Source organism: Diaphorobacter limosus (genome assembly GCF_033100095.1).
In the GTDB taxonomy this organism is placed as follows: Bacteria; Pseudomonadota; Gammaproteobacteria; order Burkholderiales; family Burkholderiaceae_C; genus Alicycliphilus; species Alicycliphilus limosus.
Map to the genome: position 1 here is coordinate 397,181 of NZ_CP136921.1, position 17,931 is coordinate 415,111.

General features: G+C 67.4%; 18 protein-coding genes. 7 read left to right on the forward strand and 11 right to left on the reverse strand.

What is annotated here, in order from left to right; translation table 11 throughout:
- Positions 1–64 precede the first annotated feature (64 nt).
- The 7 genes from P4826_RS01980 (at position 65) to P4826_RS02010 (ending at position 7,221) form a co-directional block, all read left to right on the forward strand.
- Entirely contained in the window at positions 65–418 is a 354-nt protein-coding gene (locus tag P4826_RS01980; RefSeq protein ID WP_317702332.1) for a hypothetical protein, read from the forward strand.
- 126 nt (positions 419–544) lie between these two features.
- Entirely contained in the window at positions 545–991 is a 447-nt protein-coding gene (gene aroQ, locus P4826_RS01985) for a type II 3-dehydroquinate dehydratase (RefSeq protein ID WP_317702333.1), read from the forward strand.
- Positions 985–1,866: an alpha/beta fold hydrolase gene (locus P4826_RS01990; RefSeq protein ID WP_317702334.1), complete on the forward strand. Its 882-nt coding sequence runs from the start codon at positions 985–987 to the stop codon at positions 1,864–1,866. The genes aroQ and P4826_RS01990 overlap by 7 nt, the downstream gene beginning before the upstream one ends.
- 11 nt (positions 1,867–1,877) lie before the next feature.
- On the forward strand, positions 1,878–2,276 hold the full coding sequence (gene arfB / locus P4826_RS01995) for an alternative ribosome rescue aminoacyl-tRNA hydrolase ArfB (RefSeq protein ID WP_317703689.1): 399 nt from the start codon (positions 1,878–1,880) through the stop codon (positions 2,274–2,276).
- A 48-nt stretch (positions 2,277–2,324) separates the two neighbouring features.
- Positions 2,325–3,140 (forward strand): dioxygenase family protein, encoded by an 816-nt coding sequence (locus P4826_RS02000; protein WP_317702335.1) that lies wholly within the window; start codon positions 2,325–2,327, stop codon positions 3,138–3,140.
- Positions 3,141–3,271: 131 nt separating this feature from the next.
- Positions 3,272–5,908 carry an alpha-ketoglutarate dehydrogenase gene (gene mdeB, locus P4826_RS02005; protein ID WP_317702336.1) on the forward strand — a complete coding sequence of 879 codons (2,637 nt, stop codon included), beginning with the start codon at positions 3,272–3,274 and terminating at the stop codon, positions 5,906–5,908.
- A 164-nt stretch (positions 5,909–6,072) separates the two neighbouring features.
- Entirely contained in the window at positions 6,073–7,221 is a 1,149-nt protein-coding gene (locus P4826_RS02010) for an acyltransferase family protein (RefSeq protein ID WP_317702337.1), read from the forward strand.
- Between the two features lie 63 nt (positions 7,222–7,284).
- Here P4826_RS02010 and rnk read toward each other — a convergent pair whose 3' ends face one another.
- From rnk to P4826_RS02065, 11 genes are all read right to left on the reverse strand, one after another.
- Positions 7,285–7,692, reverse strand: a complete 408-nt coding sequence (gene rnk, locus P4826_RS02015; RefSeq protein WP_317702338.1) for a nucleoside diphosphate kinase regulator — start codon at positions 7,690–7,692, stop codon at positions 7,285–7,287.
- A 217-nt stretch (positions 7,693–7,909) separates the two neighbouring features.
- Positions 7,910–8,728 carry a mechanosensitive ion channel family protein gene (locus tag P4826_RS02020; protein WP_317702339.1) on the reverse strand — a complete coding sequence of 273 codons (819 nt, stop codon included), beginning with the start codon at positions 8,726–8,728 and terminating at the stop codon, positions 7,910–7,912.
- An 81-nt stretch (positions 8,729–8,809) separates the two neighbouring features.
- Complete coding sequence (gene fghA / locus P4826_RS02025) at positions 8,810–9,670, reverse strand: S-formylglutathione hydrolase (protein WP_317702340.1); 861 nt, start codon at positions 9,668–9,670, stop codon at positions 8,810–8,812.
- A 107-nt stretch (positions 9,671–9,777) separates the two neighbouring features.
- Positions 9,778–10,896: an S-(hydroxymethyl)glutathione dehydrogenase/class III alcohol dehydrogenase gene (locus P4826_RS02030; protein ID WP_317702341.1), complete on the reverse strand. Its 1,119-nt coding sequence runs from the start codon at positions 10,894–10,896 to the stop codon at positions 9,778–9,780.
- Positions 10,897–11,082: 186 nt separating this feature from the next.
- On the reverse strand, positions 11,083–12,594 hold the full coding sequence (locus P4826_RS02035; protein ID WP_317702342.1) for a tripartite tricarboxylate transporter permease: 1,512 nt from the start codon (positions 12,592–12,594) through the stop codon (positions 11,083–11,085).
- A 31-nt stretch (positions 12,595–12,625) separates the two neighbouring features.
- Positions 12,626–13,114: a tripartite tricarboxylate transporter TctB family protein gene (locus P4826_RS02040; protein ID WP_317702343.1), complete on the reverse strand. Its 489-nt coding sequence runs from the start codon at positions 13,112–13,114 to the stop codon at positions 12,626–12,628.
- A 199-nt stretch (positions 13,115–13,313) separates the two neighbouring features.
- Positions 13,314–14,723: a sensor histidine kinase gene (locus P4826_RS02045; RefSeq protein ID WP_317702344.1), complete on the reverse strand. Its 1,410-nt coding sequence runs from the start codon at positions 14,721–14,723 to the stop codon at positions 13,314–13,316.
- The gene (locus P4826_RS02050; protein WP_317703690.1) at positions 14,720–15,415 is read right to left on the reverse strand and encodes a response regulator transcription factor; all 696 of its coding nucleotides are present in this window, start codon (positions 15,413–15,415) and stop codon (positions 14,720–14,722) included. The genes P4826_RS02045 and P4826_RS02050 overlap by 4 nt, the downstream gene beginning before the upstream one ends.
- Positions 15,416–15,590: 175 nt before the next feature.
- Positions 15,591–16,883: a citrate synthase gene (gene gltA, locus P4826_RS02055; RefSeq protein ID WP_317702345.1), complete on the reverse strand. Its 1,293-nt coding sequence runs from the start codon at positions 16,881–16,883 to the stop codon at positions 15,591–15,593.
- Positions 16,884–16,935: 52 nt separating this feature from the next.
- Positions 16,936–17,208, reverse strand: a complete 273-nt coding sequence (locus P4826_RS02060; RefSeq protein ID WP_317702346.1) for a succinate dehydrogenase assembly factor 2 — start codon at positions 17,206–17,208, stop codon at positions 16,936–16,938.
- 6 nt (positions 17,209–17,214) lie between these two features.
- Positions 17,215–17,919 (reverse strand): succinate dehydrogenase iron-sulfur subunit, encoded by a 705-nt coding sequence (locus tag P4826_RS02065; RefSeq protein ID WP_317702347.1) that lies wholly within the window; start codon positions 17,917–17,919, stop codon positions 17,215–17,217.
- Positions 17,920–17,931 lie beyond the last annotated feature (12 nt).

The window sequence follows — 17,931 nt, forward strand, 5'->3', positions numbered from 1 at the left end:
TGGCGCCAGTGGGGCCGTGGCCTGCGGAGGGCAGGCAGGTTTCAACGTCAAAGGAGAATTTTTCATGACCCAACGTCGCTCTTGGTTTGCCGCCGTCGCATCGGCCGGTGTGGCATTGGCCTTGATGGCGGGCGCCGGCACGGCGCAGGCGCGCAGTGATGTGTATTGGTCGGTGGGCGTGGGTGCGCCCGGCGTGGTGATGGGTTTCGGCAATGCCGCACCCATGTATTACGTGCCGCCGCCGCCCGTGTACTACGCACCGCCGCCGGCGGTGTATGTGCCGCCGCGTCCCGTGTACTACGCGCCGCCGCCGCCGGTGTATTACCGCGGCCATGACCACCACTGGCGTGGACACCACCACCACGATCGCCATCGTGGCCATGACGGCCACCGGGGTCACCGTGGGCATCGCGATTGACGCTGGCGCAGCTGGCAGACGGATGACACAGGCGGCCCTCAGTGGCCGCTTTTGCTTGGGCAGCGGCCCGCATAATGGACGGCTTGCGGGTCCGCGCAGGCGGGGTAGAACCGCGTATCTCACCGTATGACCAAAACCGTTTACGTTCTCAACGGCCCCAATCTCAACCTGCTGGGCACGCGCGAGCCGCAGGTGTATGGCTCGCAGACCCTGGCCGATGTCGAGCAGCTTTGCACCGAGGCCTGCGCACGCCATGGTTTCACGCTGGTGTTCCGCCAAAGCAACCACGAGGGCGCGCTGGTGGACTGGATCCACGAGGCCGGCCGCCTGCATGCGGCGGGCCAGCTGGCGGGGCTGGTGCTCAACGCCGCGGCCTATACGCACACCAGCGTGGCGTTGCTGGACGCCGTCAAGGGCACGGGCGTGCCGCTGGTGGAGCTGCACATCAGCAACGTGCATGCGCGCGAGGCGTTTCGTCACCACTCCTACCTGTCTGGCGTGGCCCGGGCCGTGATGTGCGGCTTTGGCGTGCAGGGCTATGCCCTGGCCATAGACGGGCTGGCGCAATGGTGAGCGCCCCCGCGCTGGCCACCTTGCCCGTGCCCGCCGAGGTGCTGCGCCTGCAGGCCCTGGCGCGGCGCGAGACCACGCCCTGCGGCGACGGCGACATGGTCTGGCATGTCTGGGGCGATGCGCGGCCCGACCGGCCGCCGCTGGTGCTGCTGCATGGCGGCAGCGGTAGTTGGACGCACTGGGTGCGCAACATCGACGATCTGCTGGCCGCCGGGCGCGAGCTGTGGATTCCGGATCTGCCCGGTTTTGGTGCGTCGGCGTCGCCCACCCGGGGTGGCGATGCAGACGCCCTGGTCGAACCGCTGGCCGAGGGCTTGCGCGCGCTGTTCGGGCCGCGCCCGTGCGATCTGGTGGGGTTCTCGTTTGGCGGCCTCACGGCCGGCCTGCTGCTGGCCGAGCATCCGGAGCTGGCACGCCAGCTGGTGCTGGTGGGTGCGCCGGCCATGGGCGTGGTGCCCAGGCGGCAGTTTGAACTCAAGGCCTGGCGCCACCTGCCGGCAGACGGGCAGCTGGCCACGCACCGCTACAACCTCGCGGCGCTGATGCTCAAGGACCAGGCGCTGATCGACGGCCTGGACGGCCTGGCCCTGGGCCTGCATGTGGCCAACGTGGTGCGCGACCGCATGCCGCGCCGGCGCCTGGCGCATACCGATGCGCTGGCGCTTGCCCTGCCGCGGGTGACCTGTCCGGTGCATGCCATCTACGGCCGCGACGATGCGTTGTACAAGGAATGGATAGTCGCGCTGGAGGGTGCCTATGCCGCCGCCGCGCCGGACTTTCGCGGCATGGCGCTGATCGACGACACCGGCCACTGGGTGCAGTTCGAGCGCCCGCAGGCGTTTGCGCAGACCCTGCTGGCGGAGCTGGGGGCTTGAGTGTGGCGGCCATGCAGGTGAACCCGGCCGAGGTGGAATTGAGCGCCATGCGCGCCCAGGGCGCGGGCGGGCAGAACGTGAACAAGGTCGCGAGCGCCGTGCACCTGCGTTTTGACATTGCCGCGTCCTCCCTGCCCGAGGACGTGAAGCTGCGCCTGCTGGCCCTGCGCGATGGCCGCATCACCCTGCAGGGCGTGCTGGTCATCAAGGCCCAGCAATACCGCACGCAGGAGGCCAACCGCCAGGACGCGCTGGCGCGCCTGCAGGCCCTGGTGGACAGCGTGGCGCGGCCGCCGCGCCCGCGCCGCGCCACGCGGCCCACGCTGGGCTCGCAGCGGCGGCGGCTGGAATCCAAGAGCCGGCGTTCCGGCATCAAGGCGCTGCGTGCCCGGCCGGCGGATACGCAATAGGGCGCGGGCCTCTTGGCATTGGGCGCGCCGCGCCCACATGAGGGGTGTATGAACCAAGATCCGCAACCCATATCCCCGGCGGCGCTGCCGACGCTGTATGTCTCGCATGGTGCGCCGCTGTTTGCTTTGGCGCCGGGCAGCACCGGCCCGGCGTTGACGCAGTGGGGCGCCCAGCTGCGCGCACAACACCCCGACCTGCGCGGCGTGGTCGTCATGTCGCCGCACTGGATGGCCCAAGGCGTTACCGTCATGACCGGCGCGCGGCCCGCCACCTGGCATGACTTTGGTGGCTTTCCGCCCGAGCTCTACCAGCTGCAATACCCGGCGCCGGGCGATCCGGCCCTGGCTGGCCAGGTGCTGGATCTGCTGCGGCAGGCCGGCATGGATGCCCGGGGCGACGCGGCGCGCCCCTTCGACCATGGCGCCTGGGTGCCGCTGATGCATTTGTTCCCGCAGGCCGACCTGCCCGTGGTGCAGCTGGCCCTGCCCCTGGGCGCCGGGCCGGCCGAGGTGCATGCCCTGGGCGCGGCCCTGCGCGGCCTGCGCGCGCAGGGCGTGCTGCTCGCGGGCTCGGGCAGCATGACGCACAACCTGGCGGAATTCTTCGGGGGTGTGAGCGAGCCCGCACCCTATGTGCTGGAGTTCAGCCGCTGGATCGAGCAGCAGCTTGAGCGCGGCGACCTGGCGGCGCTGCTGGACTACCGCGCCCGCGCGCCACATGCCCGGCGTGCCCACCCCACCGAGGAGCATTTCCTGCCGCTGTTTTTTGCGCTGGGGGCGGCGGGTGCGGGCGCCCACGCCGAGTACCTGAGCCGCGAGGTGATGTACGGCATGCTCGCCATGGATGCGTTCTCCTTAGGGTGAAATTGGCCCATAGCCCTTTGTACAAAAGCGCGAACAGCTATCAATAAAGGAGTTTCAGCACTGCGCAATGTCGGGCGGCAGCAAGCGTCTCAAATACCCTTTGTGGCGCATTCGGGCATACAGTGGCGTCCATGAATGCTCCCACGCCCATTTCCGCCCTGAACACCATGCCGGACACCGATCCGCAAGAAACCGCCGAATGGCGCGACGCCTTTGCCGCCCTGGTTGCCGCCCAAGGCCCGGAGCGAGCGCGCTTCATCCTTGACGAGCTGGCGCGTGCGGCCCATGCCAGGCGCGTGGGTTGGCAGCCCGAGCTCAATACCCCCCATGTCAATACCATCGCCGCGCAGCAGCAGCCTGTGTTCCCGGGCGACCTGGCGGTGGAGGAGCGCCTGGCCAGCCTGATGCGCTGGAATGCCCTGGCCATGGTGGTGCGCGCCAACCAGGCCTATGGCGAGCTGGGTGGGCATATCGCCAGCTACGCCAGCGCGGCCGATCTGTTCGAGGCCGGCTTCAACCATTTCTTCCATGCCCGCGAAGGGCTGGAGCCGGGCCAGCACCGCGGCGATCTGGTGTTTTTTCAGCCGCACAGCGCGCCCGGCGTGTACGCGCGCGCCTACCTCGAAGGCTTTTTGAGCGAGCAGGATTTGCTGCATTTCCGCCAGGAGATCACCGCCCCCACGGTGGGCGTGCGCGGCCTGTGCAGCTACCCGCACCCCTGGTCCATGCCGGATTTTTGGCAGTTTCCGACTGGCTCCATGGGCATAGGCCCGATCAGCAGCATCTACCACGCGCGCTTCATGCACTTCTTGACCGACCGCGGCCTGCTCGACTGCAGCGGGCGCAAGGTCTGGGGCGTGTTTGGCGACGGCGAGATGGACGAGCCCGAGAGCACCAGCGCGCTGACCCTGGCCTCGCGCGAGGGCCTGGACAACCTGGTCTGGGTGGTCAACTGCAACCTGCAGCGGCTCGATGGCCCGGTGCGCGGCAACGGCAGCATCGTCGCTGAGCTCGAGCGCCTGTTCACCGGTAGCGGCTGGAACGTCATCAAGCTGATGTGGGGCAGCGACTGGGACGGCCTGTTCGCGCGCGACCTGACGGGCGCCCTGGTGCGCACCCTGGGCGAGACGGTGGACGGCCAGATGCAGACCTTTGCCGCCAAGGACGGGCGCTACAACCGCGACCATTTCTTTGGCCAAAGCCCCGCGCTGCAGCAGCTGGCCCAGGGCATGACCGACGAGCAGATCGATCGCCTGAAACGCGGCGGCCACGACCTGGTGAAGATTTACGCCGCCTACGCGCAAGCGGCCGCGCACAAGGGCCAGCCCACGGTCATCCTGGCGCACACCAAGAAGGGCTACGGCATGGGCACGGCCGGCCAGGGCAAGATGACCACGCACAGCCAGAAGAAGCTCGATGACCAGGAGCTGATCGAATTTCGCAACCGCTTCAACCTGCCGCTTACCGACGCGCAGGCGGTGGGCCTGGAATTCTTGAAGCCCGCGCCCGACAGCGCCGAGATGCAGTACCTGCAGGCGCGGCGTGCGCAGCTGGGCGGCTACCTGCCACGGCGTCAAGCCACGTGCGAGCCTCTGCCGGTGCCGCCGCTGGCCAGCTACGCCCAATTTGCCCTGCAGGCCGATGGCAAGGACATGAGCACCACCATGGCCTTTGTGCGCATGCTCGGCGGCCTGCTCAAAGACGCCAGCCTGGGCCCGCGCATCGTGCCCATCGTCGCCGACGAGGCGCGCACCTTCGGCATGGCCAACCTGTTCAAGCAGGTCGGCATCTACAGCAACGTCGGCCAGCGCTACGCACCCGAGGACATAGGCTCCATCCTCTCGTACCGCGAGGCCAAGGACGGGCAGATTCTGGAAGAGGGCATCAGCGAGGCCGGCGCCATCGCCAGCTGGACGGCGGCGGCCACCAGCTACAGCGTGCACGGCCTGGCCATGCTGCCGTTCTACATTTACTACTCGATGTTCGGCTTTCAGCGCGTGGGCGACGCCATCTGGGCCGCCGCCGACCAGCGCGCGCGCGGCTTTCTGCTGGGCGCCACCAGCGGGCGCACCACGCTGGGCGGCGAGGGCCTGCAGCACCAGGACGGCAGCAGCCACCTCATCGCCGCCACCATCCCCAACTGCAAGGCCTACGACCCGGCCTTTGCCGGCGAGATGGCGGTGATTGTGGACGCGGGCATGCGCGAGATGCTGACCGAGCAGCGCGACGTTTTCTACTACGTCACGCTGATGAACGAGAACTACGCCCAGCCCGACCTGCCCGAAACCGCGCACCCGGGGGTGCTGCGTGGTTGCTACTTGTTCGATAGCTATCCGCGCTTGTCGGACGGGCGCGAGGCGCCTGTTTCATCTGCAAAACAGGTGACGCTGCTGGGCTCGGGCGCCATCCTCACCGAGGTCGTCAAGGCCGCCGAGCTGCTGGCGGCCGAGGGCATTGGCGCGCAAGTGCTCAGCGTGACCAGCTGGAGCGAGCTGGCGCGCGATGGCCAGGCCTGCGAGGACAGCGGTGCGACGCCCTGGATCGCCCAGGTGCTGGCGAGTTGCGGCGGCCCCATCGTCGCCGCCACCGACTATGTGCGCGCCGTGCCCGAGAGCGTGCGTGCCTATGTCCCGGTCGGGCGTGCCTACCGCACACTGGGCACCGACGGCTTTGGCCGCAGCGACACGCGCGCCGCGCTGCGCTGCTTCTTCCGGGTGGATGCGGCGCATATTGCCGCGGCCGCCCGGCAGGCCCTGGCCCAGGGGTGAAGGGCGGGTAAAGCGCATAAAGCGGGCTCGGGCGCGGCGGCGGCGCGCAGTTTGTAACCAATGGGGTGGCTGGCGCGTTATGCCTGGCATTGCGCCCCTTTGCCGAGCCCGATGCCCTGGGCGGCGCTGAACCGTGCGCACCCGTTCATCTCCCGCCATCTTTCATGTCCCACATTCAACGCAGCGCCCTTATCGACTGCACCAAGGGCCTGGCCTGCGCGGCCATCGTCTGGCACCACCTCGCTTTCTATGGCCCCATGTCCGACCAGCTGGGCCAGGTTCTGCCCGGCCTCATGGCCTGGCTGCAGGAAGATGCGCGCATGGCGGTGCAGGTGTTTCTGGTGCTGGGTGGCTTTCTGGCGGCTGCCAGCCTGGCGCCGCGTGGCCATGCGCGGTTTGATGACCCCTGGCCGCGCATGGCGCGGCGCTTTGTGCGCCTGGTGCTGCCCTATGCCGTGGCGCTGGTCGTGGCTATCCTCGTGCAGGCGGCGGTGCGGCCGTGGTTTGCGCATGACTCGGTGTCGGCCGAGCCCGGCCTGTGGCAGTTGCTGGCGCATGCGCTGCTGCTGCAGGGCGTGCTGGGCGAGGAGTCGCTGTCGGCCGGGGTCTGGTATGTGGCCATCGACTTCCAGCTGTTCGTGCTGACCACCATGCTGCTGGCCGGGGCGACCACGGCCGCCACGCGGCTGCGCGCGCGCTGGGGTGGCGACCGGCTGGCGCGCCGTTGGCCCTGGGCCATGACCGGCGCGCAGCTGCTGGTGGTGTTGGGGGTGGCTGCGTCGCTGCTGGGCTTCAACCGCGCTGCGCAGTGGGACAACTGGGCGCTGTACTTTTTTGGCGCCTATGGGCTGGGCATGCTGGCCTATTGGGCCGTGCAGTCGCGGCGGCCCTGGGGTGCCTGGGGCTGGGCGCTGTTGCTGGCCGCCCTGGTGCTGGCGGCGCTGGCGCTGGAGTGGCGCGCGCGCATCGCATTGGCCGGCGCCACGGCGCTGCTGCTGGTGCCGGCCCTGCGCCTGCCGGCCGTGGCGCGCTGGGGCGGCTGGGCGCCCTTGAACCGGCTGGGGCAGATCTCCTACTCGGTCTTTCTCGTCCACTTTGCCGTGTGCGTGGCCGTGAACGCCGTGGTCAGCTGGTTCTGGCCGCAGGCCCTGGGGGCGGTAGCCGCGGGCATGGTACTGGCGTTTGTGCTGTCGATTGCCGCCGGCCATCTGCTGTACGAGCGCGTCGAGCGCCAACTGCCTTCCTGGCAGGAGGCGCTGCGCTGGCAGGCGGGCATGGTGGGTGCCGGGCTGATCAGCAGTGCCCTGATGTGAGGGACGGGCAGAAAAAAAAGCAGCCCGCGAGGGCTGCCTGTTGAACCAGCTACCGCGCCAGGCTCAGCGGTGCAGCTCGCCGGCGTTCTCGGGCTGGTATTCGATGGCATCGACGCGCACCGTGACCCGGCCCGTGGGGCTGGGCATGGGCAGTTCGTCGCCCACGCTCAGGCCGAGCAGGGCAATGCCGACGGGGGCGAACACCGACACCTTGTTGTCGCTGCCGTCCATCTCCTTGGGATAGACCAGGGTCAGGGTGCTGCTCTTGCCGGTCTCCAGCATGGTGAAGCGCACGGTGGAGTTCATGGTGACCACATTCGGCGGCATGTCCTTGGGGTCGAGCACATCGGCGCGGTCAAGCTCGGCCTCCAGTGCGTCCCGGCCAGGGAAATCGCCGGTCTGCTTTTCCAGCAAGGATTCCAGGCGCTCGAAGTCCAGCGACGAGACGGTGATGGATGGTTTGCTGTTCATGTTGGTTCCCTTGGTACGAATAGACGGGGCAAAAACGGACAAAAGCCCGGGCAACGGGGTTGTCCGGGCCAAGGCGTTTTTGCATGCAAAAAAAAGGCACCCAACGGTGCGTTGCGCTCCATTGTCGGGCCAGTACGGGTTTTTGCCAAGGTTTGCCGCACTGGCCGACTGTGATTTTTTGTGCGCTTGCGCAAACAGGCGCAATCGCTTAAGCGCGCTATTGCATGGCCGACTGGCGGTAGGCCATGGGGGTCTCTGGCACCGGGTAGCCGGCGGCGCCAAAGGTTTCGACGATGGCCTTGTGGGTGTCGAAGTACACCTGCCAGTAATGGTCGGTGTGGGTGAAGGGGCGCACGCACAGCTTGGGGCCCTCGGGCGTGAATTCCAGGATCTCGATCACCGGCGCCGGGTCGGTCGCTACGTTGGGGATGGCGGCGATCACCGGTTGCAGGCGCGCAATCGCGTCCAGCGGGTTGACGCTGTTGGCCACCTTGGCCACGCAATCGACGCGGCGCACGGGCAGGGCACTGTAGTTCTGGATGTTGTCGCCAAACACCTTGCCGTTGCCCACCACGGTAACCACGTTGTCGGGCGTGATGACAGTGGTGGCAAACAGGCCCAGCTCTTTCACGGTGCCCACCACGCCCCCGGCGCTGATGAAGTCGCCCACCTTGTACGGGCGCAGCACCTGCATGAACACGCCGGCGGCAAAGTTGCCCAGCATGCCGCTCCAGGCTGCGCCTATGGCCAGGCCGGCGCCGGCCAGCAGGGCGGCAAACGAGGTGGTCTTGACGCCGAAGATGTCCAGGATGGCCAGGATCAGGACGATGTTCATCAGCACCGAGGCGATGGATTGCAGGTATTGCGACAGCGTGGCGTCGATCTTGTTACCGCGCTCGAAGACCTTGCCCATCAGGCGCACCGCCAGGCTGATGAGCCAGCGGCCCACCACCCAGGCGGCAATCGCCGTGAGCAGCTTGATGCCGAATTCAGCCCCTTGGGGACTGATGAATTGCCAGATTTCTTGGGCGTTCATGGAGCCTCCTGCTGCAAAAAAAGGGCTCCATCCTATGGCCTGTGACTATCGACCAATGCAAATCATTGCAAACGCCTGATGCTATCCGGCCAGTTGCTGCGCGTGGTGGCGCAGGTGATCCTGGACAAAGGTTTGTATGAAGTAGTAGCCATGGTCGTAGCCCTCGTGGCGGCGCAGCGTGAGCGGCTGGCCGACGAGCGCGCAGGCGGCGTTGAACAGCTCCGGGTGCAGCTGCTCGGCCAGGAATTTGTCGGCCAGGCCCTGGTCGATGAGGATGCCGGCCGGATAGGGCGCTGTGCTCTGCTGCTCCATGAGCCCGGTGGCGTCATGCGCGCCCCAGCCGGCGCGATCCGGGCCCAGGTAGCCCGTGAAGGCCTTCACGCCCCAGGGGCAGCGCGTGGGCGCGCAGATGGGTGCGAAGGCCGACAGGCTCTTGAAGCGCCCCGGGTGGCGCAGCGCCAGCGTGAGCGCGCCATGCCCGCCCATGCTGTGGCCAAAAATGCCCAGCCGCGCGCCGTCGATGGGCAGGGCGCTGCCGGCCAGCGGCAGCAGCTCGTCCAGCAGATAGCTCTCCATGCGCCAGTGCGCGGCCCATGGCGCCTGCGTGGCATCGAGGTAGAAGCCCGCGCCCACGCCAAAGTCCCAGGCGTCGGCCTCGCCGGGCAGGCCGGCGCCGCGCGGGCTGGTGTCGGGGGCGATCAGGGCCAGGCCCAGCTCTGCCGCCTGCTGCTGCGCGCCGGCCTTGACCATGAAGGTCTCCTCGGTGCAGGTCAGGCCGGCCAGGTAGAGCAGGGCGGGACATTTGCCACCGGCCAGCGCCTGGGGCGGCAGGTAGACGGAGAACTGCATCGGCAGGCCGATCTCACGCGAGGCGTGGCGGTAGAAGCGCTGCTCGCCGCCAAAGCAGGCGTGACTGGAGAGCAATTCCAGGGTGTCGGACATGGGGGTGTAAGCTCCTATATTGGTAGCTGTTTGCGCTTGGTTTGAAGCGTATTCACATAAAAAATGCCGTGAACCCATTGAAATGAAAGCGCAAACAGCTCACTTTTTTACAGCGTGGCGAAGTTGATCACCGAGCGTATGGACTTGCCCGCGTGCATCAGCTCGAAGGCGCGGTTGATGTCGGCAAGCCCCATGGTGTGCGTGACAAAGGGCGCCAGCTGGATCTTGCCGGCCATGGCGTCTTCCACCATGCCGGGCAGCTCGCTCCTGCCCTTGACGCCGCCAAACGCCGTGCCCAGCCACCTGCGGCCCGTGACCAGCTGAAACGGGCGGGTACTGATTTCCTGGCCGCTGCCTGCCACGCCGATGATGACCGACTGGCCCCAGCCGCGGTGCGCGCATTCCAGCGCCGCGCGCATGACGTTCACGTTGCCTATGCACTCGAAGCTGTGGTCCACGCCCCAGCCGGTCATCTCCACGATCACCTGCTGGATGGGCTGCTCGTGGTCTTTCGGGTTGACGCAGTCGGTGGCGCCAAAGGTGCGCGCCAGATCGAACTTGGAGGGGTTGGTGTCGATGGCGATGATGCGGCCGGCCTTGGCCAGTTTTGCGCCCTGGATCACCGCCAGGCCTATGCCGCCCAGACCGAACACGGCCACCGTATCGCCCGGCTGCACCTTGGCGGTGTTCTTCACCGCGCCCAGGCCGGTGGTCACGCCACAGCCCAGCAGGCACACCTGCTCGTGGTTGGCCTCGGGGCTGACCTTGGCCAACGAGACCTCGGCCACCACGGTGTATTCGCTGAACGTCGAGCAACCCATGTAGTGGTAGAGGGGTTTGCCGTCGTAGGAAAAGCGTGTCGTGCCGTCGGGCATTACGCCCTTGCCCTGGGTGGCGCGCACTGCCGTGCACAGGTTGGTCTTGCCGCTCTTGCAGAACAGGCATTGGCCGCATTCGGCGGTGTAGAGCGGGATCACATGGTCGCCCGGCTTGACGCTGGTCACGCCCGCACCACATTCAACGACGATGCCCGCGCCCTCGTGGCCGAGCACGACGGGGAAGATGCCTTCGGGGTCGTCACCCGAGAGGGTGAAGGCGTCGGTGTGGCATACGCCGGTGTGGGTGATGCGGATCAGCACCTCGCCCGGCTGCGGCGGGGCGACGTCGATCTCGATGATCTGCAGGGGCTCTCCAGCCTTGAAGGCAACGGCGGCGCGGGATTTCATGGAAACGCTCTCCTCTGGCGAATGATTGGGGGATATGGCGGGCAGGGCAGGCCCCCCGCATGGTGCAAGGCTCGTAGTATGGCCCGCCCGCACGCGGCCCCGGCATGACAAAGGCGCCCGGCCCCAGGCCCGCAATGGGCATGGGCCGGGCGCCCGGGCGCCGGATGTCCGGAGGCTGTAGGGTGGTCAATCCTCCACGAAGGCCTCCTCGCGCTTCTTGCTCACGGCGGGCAGCATGACGATGATCACCAGCACCGCGGCCACCGCCAGCAGCGAGGCCGACAGCGGGCGCGTGACCAGCACGCTCCACTCGCCGCGCGACAGCAGCAGGGCGCGGCGCAGGTTCTCCTCCATCATCGGCCCCAGGATCAGGCCCAGCAGCAGCGGCGCGGGCTCGCAGGCGAGCTTGTGGAACACATAGCCCAGCACGCCAAAGATGGCCACCATCCAGATCTCGAAGGTGTTGTTGTTCTCCGAGTACACGCCGATCGCACAGAACAGCACGATGGCCGGGAACAGCCACTTGTAGGGGATGGACAGCAGCTTGATCCACAGCCCGATCATGGGCAGGTTCAGCACCACCAGCATCAGGTTGCCTATCCACATCGAGGCGATCAGGCCCCAGAACAGCTCCGGGTTGCTGGTCATCACCTGCGGGCCGGGCTGGATGTTGTGGATGGTCATGGCGCCCACCATCAGCGCCATCACGGCGTTGGGCGGAATGCCCAGTGTCAAGAGCGGGATGAAGGAGGTCTGCGAGCCCGCGTTGTTGGCCGACTCGGGGCCGGCCACGCCGCGGATGTTGCCCTGGCCGAAAGGTATCTCACCGGGCTTGAGCCTGGACTTCTTCTCGATGGTGTAGGCGGCAAAGGCCGACAGCAGCGCGCCGCCCCCGGGCAGTATGCCCAGCGCCGAGCCAATGGCCGTGCCGCGCAGCACGGCGGGGAACATGCGTTTGAAGTCCTCCTTGGTGGGCATGAGGCCGGTCACCTTGTCGGTGAACACCTCGCGCTGGTGCGTGGGTACGGACAGGTTGGCGATGATCTCGCCATAGCCAAAGATGCCCATGGCAATCGCCACGAAGCTGATGCCGTCGGTCAGCTCCGGGATGTCGAAGCTGTAGCGCGCCACGCCCGAGTTCACGTCCGTGCCCACCAAGCCAAAGGCCAGGCCGACCAGGATCATGGTGATGGCCTTGAGCAGCGAGCCCGAGGCCATGACCACCGCGCCGATCAGGCCCAGCACCATCAGCGAGAAATACTCGGCCGGGCCGAACTTGAAGGCCACCTCGGTCAGCGGCGGGGCAAAGGCGGCGATCACCAGCGTGCCCACGCAGCCGGCGACGAACGAGCCCAGCGCGGCCGAGGCCAGCGCCGGCCCGGCCCGGCCCTTGCGCGCCATCTGGTAGCCGTCGATCACCGTGACCACCGAGGACGACTCGCCCGGCAGGTTCACCAAAATGGCGGTGGTCGAGCCGCCGTACTGCGCGCCGTAGTAAATGCCGGCCAGCATGATCAGCGCTGCCGTGGGCGGCAGGGCGTAGGTGGTGGGCAGCAGCATGGCAATGGTGGCCACCGGCCCCAGGCCCGGCAGCACGCCGATCAAGGTGCCCAGCAGGCAGCCCAGGAAGGCGTACAACAGGTTCTGCGCCGTGAACGCGACCTGAAACCCCAGTGAAAGATGTTCTATCAGTTCCATGATGATTCCTCGTGATGGGTTGCGCCCGGGCTCAGCCGGTGATGAAGGTGGGCCATACCGGGAACTGCAGGTTCAGCGCCACGACGAAGGCCAGGTAGCTGCCCACGGAGAGCACGGTGGCCAGGACGAGCACGCCCTTGAGCTGGAACTGGTCGCCCGCCAGGCTGGCGATCAGCGTCAGCGCATAGATGGCGACCACCAGCCCCATGGGCGGCAGGCCAATGCTGGGCAGGCCGCCCAGCAGCACGCCAAACACCAGGTTGGCGCCGATGATGAAGCCCAGTGGACGCCAGGCAATCGCGCCTATGGGGTCGCCATCCTCGGAATGCGTGATGAAGGAACGCGCGGTGATGAGCACGCCCATCACCGCGATCAGAATGCCGACGATGAGCGGGAAGTAGCCCGGCCCCATGCGGGCGCCGCTGCCCACGTTGTAGGTGGTGGCGCCCCAGGCAAAGGCCACGCCAAAGGCGCTGAACAGCAGCCCGGCGGTGAAGTCTCTCTGGCTATTGATTTTCAAGGCAAAGGTCTCCTGACCGGCCTGCGTGCAGGCCGGGTTGGTGTGTATAGAGGGGGAGCGGGCATCGTAGGCGCCATGCCGCGCAAGCGGGGTGACCAAAGCATTGCCAAACGGTAATGCTTGCCGCTGTTAACTATAAAAATAATAGCTATTGGCGCTTTCCCATTAAGCGCTAGAGGCTTATTTTTCTATTGATACTTCAGGGTGTGTGCTGCGGCAGGCGCAGCGCCACGCGCAGGCCGGGCCGGGCCGGCTCCAGCCGCATGCTGCCGCCATGCAGCTGCATTACCGCGCGCACGCTGGCCAGTCCCAGGCCATGGCCGGGCAGCTCGGGGCGCAGGCGCAGGAAGCGCTCGCCCAGTGTGGCCAGAGCCTCGGGCGGCGCCCCGGGGCCATCGTCCTGCACCCAGATTTCGCTGCAGGCGGCGCCGTCCGCGTCCCGCGCGCTGCGCGACTGCACGCGCACGCTGGCGCCCCGGCCGCCGTACTTGATGGCGTTGTCCACCACGTTCACCAGCGCGCCGGCCAGCAGGCTGCGGTCGCCCAGCAGGGGGGCCGGGTGCGTGCATTCCCATGTCAGCGTGACGCCCTCGTGCTCGGCCAGGTCTTCGTACAGCTCGACCACGTCGGCGCCGATCTCGCCCCATGCCTGCGGCGTGAAGGGCGCGCGGCGCGTGCCCGATTCGGCCTGGGCGATGGACAGCAGCTTGTCCAGCACGCGGCTCAGGTCGTCGATGTCGTGCATGGCGCTGCCGAGTGCCGCGCGCAGCGCAGCGGCATCGGCCGCGCCGTCATGCGCGTGCTGCAGGCGCAGGCGCAGCCGGGTGAGCGGCGTGCGCAGGTTGTGCGCGATGGCGTCGGACACATGGGTCACGCCCGCCATGAGCTGCTCTATGCGGTCGAGCATGTGGTTGAAGTCCTGCTCCAGCCGCGCAAACTCGTCGTCCCTGGCGGCCTGGGCGGGCACGCGCTCGTGCAGCTGGCCGCCGGCGATGCGGGCCATGGTCTGGTGCAGCGCATCGACGCTGCGGCCGAGCTCGCGGCGGAAGAACCAGGTGCTGACCAGCGCCAGCGACAGCGCGAACAGGCCGGCGATCAGGCTGGCCGTGGCCAGCGTGGATTCGATGTCGCGCAGTTCGCGCAGATCGTGGCCCAGCACCAGCATGGCGCCGTCGGGCAGGCGGTGGGCGAGCAGCTGCGCGGTGATGCCCTGGCTACCCAGAGCCACCGGGTGCGCGGATGCGCCGATCAGCGCCAGCGGTGGCAGTGCCTGCACGGCCAGGTTGCCGGCGAGGAAGCGGCCATCGGGCGTGGTGAGCAGCACCAGCTCCAGATCCGTGTCGCGCCCGTCCTGCAGCATGTGGCCGATGGCCTGGGCCGTGGCCTGCGGGCCCTCATGGGCGTACTGCAAAGCCAGGCGCTGCTGCGCCTGCTGCAGCTGCCGTTCCAGGTTGCGGTGCAGCACCGTGGACACCTGCAGATACACCAGCGCCAGCGTGGTCAGCATGGTCAGCAGCACCAGAAAGCCGAACAGCGCCGCCAGCCGCAGGCCGGCGCTGCGCCACAGGCGCAGCGGCTGCGCGGCCCGCGGCGCATCGGTTCGGTTCATGCGCCGCCCTCGGCTTGCAGGCCGATGCGGTAGCCCACGCCGCGCACGGTGTGTATCAGCGGCGCCTCGCCCGGCGCCTGCAGTTTTTGCCGCAGGCGGCTGATCTGCACGTCGATCAGGTTGGTCTGCGGGTCGAAACGGTAGTCCCACACCGCCTCCAGCAGCATGGTGCGCGTCAGGGGCTGCTCGGCATGCATCAGCAGATAGGCCAGCAGGCGGAATTCGCGCGGCTTCAGGGCGATGAGACGGCCATTGCGCTGCACCGTGCGGTGCACCAGATCCAGGCGCAGGTCACCGAGCTGCAGCGCCTTGACCTCCTCACCCGTGCGCGAGCGGCGCACCAGCGCCTCCAGCCGTGCCAACAGCTCGGAGAAGGCGAACGGCTTGGTCAGGTAATCGTCGCCGCCGGCCTTCAGGCCGCGGACGCGCTCGTCCAGCGCACTCAGCGCCGACAGCACCAGCACCGGGGTGCGCAGCCCCAGGCCGCGCATGCTCTGCAGAATGTGCAGGCCATCCACCTGCGGGCCCAGCATGCGGTCCAGGATCACCAGGTCCCAGGTCTCGCCGCAGGCGCGGCGCAGCGCGTCACCCGCCTCGTGGGCGATGATGGCCACATGCCCCTGGGCACGCAGGCCGTCGGCGATGTAGCGCGCGTTCTCCAGCTCGTCCTCTATCACCAGGCAGCGCCACATCGCGCTGGGCGTGAGGGCGGCGATGCGGGCTTCGATGGGGGGCTGGGTCATGGCGGCGGAGGTTCCTTGGGCAGGTAGGCGGGTGCCCGCCATGGTAGCCGCGGGCTCGCCCACAAAGCACAAAGCCCGCAGGCGCTGTGCCGGCGGGCTTTGTGGTCAGGAGGCCTTGGGTGGCTTAGACGTCGCGGCGCGGCGAGCCGGTGAACAGCTGGCGCGGACGGCCGATCTTGTACTCGGGGTCGGCCAGCATTTCGTTGAGCTGGGCGATCCAGCCCACGGTGCGGGCCAGGGCGAAGATGCCGGTGAACAGGCTGACCGGGATACCGATGGCGCGCTGCACGATGCCGGAGTAGAAGTCCACGTTCGGGTAGAGCTTGCGCGAGACGAAGTAGTCGTCTTCCAGGGCGATCTTCTCCAGCTGCTTGGCCAGCTTGAACAGCGGGTCGTTCTCCAGGCCCAGCTCGGCCAGCACCTCGTTGCAGGTTTCCTGCATCAGCTTGGCGCGCGGGTCGTAGTTCTTGTAGACGCGGTGGCCAAAGCCCATCAGCTTGACGCCGCTGTTCTTGTCCTTGACCTGCTCCATGAACTCGCCGACCTTGGCCACGCCGCCATTGCGCTGGATGTCCTCCAGCATGTTCAGGCAGGCCTCGTTGGCGCCGCCATGGGCCGGGCCCCACAGGCAGGCCACGCCGGCGGCTATGGCCGCGAACGGGTTCGTGCCCGAGCTGCCGCACAGGCGCACGGTGGAGGTGGAGGCGTTCTGCTCGTGGTCGGCGTGCAGGATGAAGATCCGGTCCATGGCGCGCTCGAGCACCGGGTTGACCTTGTAGTCCTCGCAGGGCGTGCCGAACATCATGCGCAGGAAGTTGCCGGCGTAAGACAGGTCATTGCGCGGATACATGTAGGGCTGGCCGACGCCGTACTTGTAGGCCATGGCCACCAGCGTGGGCAGCTTGGAGATCAGCCGGATGGCCGAGATATGGCGGTGCTCGGGGTTGTTGATGTCGGTGCTGTCGTGATAGAAGGCCGACAGGGCGCCGATCAGGCCGGTGAGCACGGCCATGGGGTGGGCGTCACGGCGGAAACCACGCAGGAAGAACTGCATCTGCTCGTTCACCATGGTGTGCTTGAGCACCAGCTTGTGGAAGTCGGTGCGCTGGCCTTCGTTGGGCAGGTCGCCATTGAGCAGCAGGTAGCAGGTGTCGAGGTAGTCGCACTTTTGTGCCAGTTGCTCGATGGGATAGCCGCGGTACAGCAGCTCGCCCTTGTCGCCGTCGATGTAGGTAATGGCCGACTGGCAGGACGCCGTGGACAGAAAGCCCGGGTCGTAGGTGAACATGTCGGTCTGGCCGTACAGCTTGCGGATGTCGATCACGTCCGGGCCGATGCTGCCCTGGTACACGGGAAGTTCCACGCTCGGCTTGCCGTTGCTGAACGATAGCGTTGCTTTGTTGTCTGCCAGTTTCATTTCCAGTTTCCTTGGTTGATGACTCGGTAAGAGGGGGCTATGGAGGGCTGCCTCAAGCGCGTTCGCGCAGCAGCTCCAGCACGGCCCGCACATCGTCGGTCGCGATCTCGCCTTCGGCCTCCTTGCGTTTGAGCAGCAGGTCCAGCAGGTCGTTGTCCGACAGATTCATGAGCAGCGTCATCGCGTGCGCCTGGCGAGCCGTCAGGTGCGCGCCGTGGCGCTCAAAAAAACGCTCGATGAACAGGTCGTTCTCCACCAGCCCGCGCCGGCTGCGCCAGCGCAGGATGGCCACATCCCGTTCGTCAAGCAGGGCGTCGTCGGCCATCGCGGCTTAGATGGCGCGGCGCACCATCAGCTCCTTGATCTTGCTGATGGCGGCGGCGGGCTTGAGGCCCTTGGGGCACACGTCCACGCAGTTCATGATGGTGTGGCAGCGGAACAGCCGGTATGGGTCTTCCAGGTTATCCAGGCGCTCGCCCGTGGCCTGGTCACGGCTGTCGGCGATGAAGCGGTAGGCCTGCAAGAGACCCGCTGGGCCGACGAATTTATCGGGGTTCCACCAGAAGCTGGGGCAGGCCGTGGAGCAGCTGGCGCACAGAATGCACTCGTACAGGCCGTCGAGCTCCTCGCGCTCCTCGGGCGACTGCAGGCGCTCCTTGGAGGGCGACGTGGGGGTGTCGTTCTGCAGGTAGGGCTTGATCGAGTGGTACTGGTTGAAGAACTGGGTCATGTCCACGATCAGGTCGCGGATCACCGGCAGGCCGGGCAGGGGCTTCAGCACGATGTCGCCCGACAGCGTCTTCATGTTGGTCAGGCAGGCCAGGCCGTTCTTGCCATTGATGTTCATGGCGTCCGAGCCGCACACGCCCTCGCGGCAGGAGCGGCGGAACGACAGCGAAGGGTCTTGCGCCTTGAGCTTGAGCAGGGCGTCCAGCAGCATGCGCTCGTGGCCGTCGAGCTCGACGCTCACGGTCTGCATGTAGGGCTTGGCATCCTTGTCCGGGTCGTAGCGGTAGATCTTGAAAGTGCGTTGCATGGTGTGTGTCTT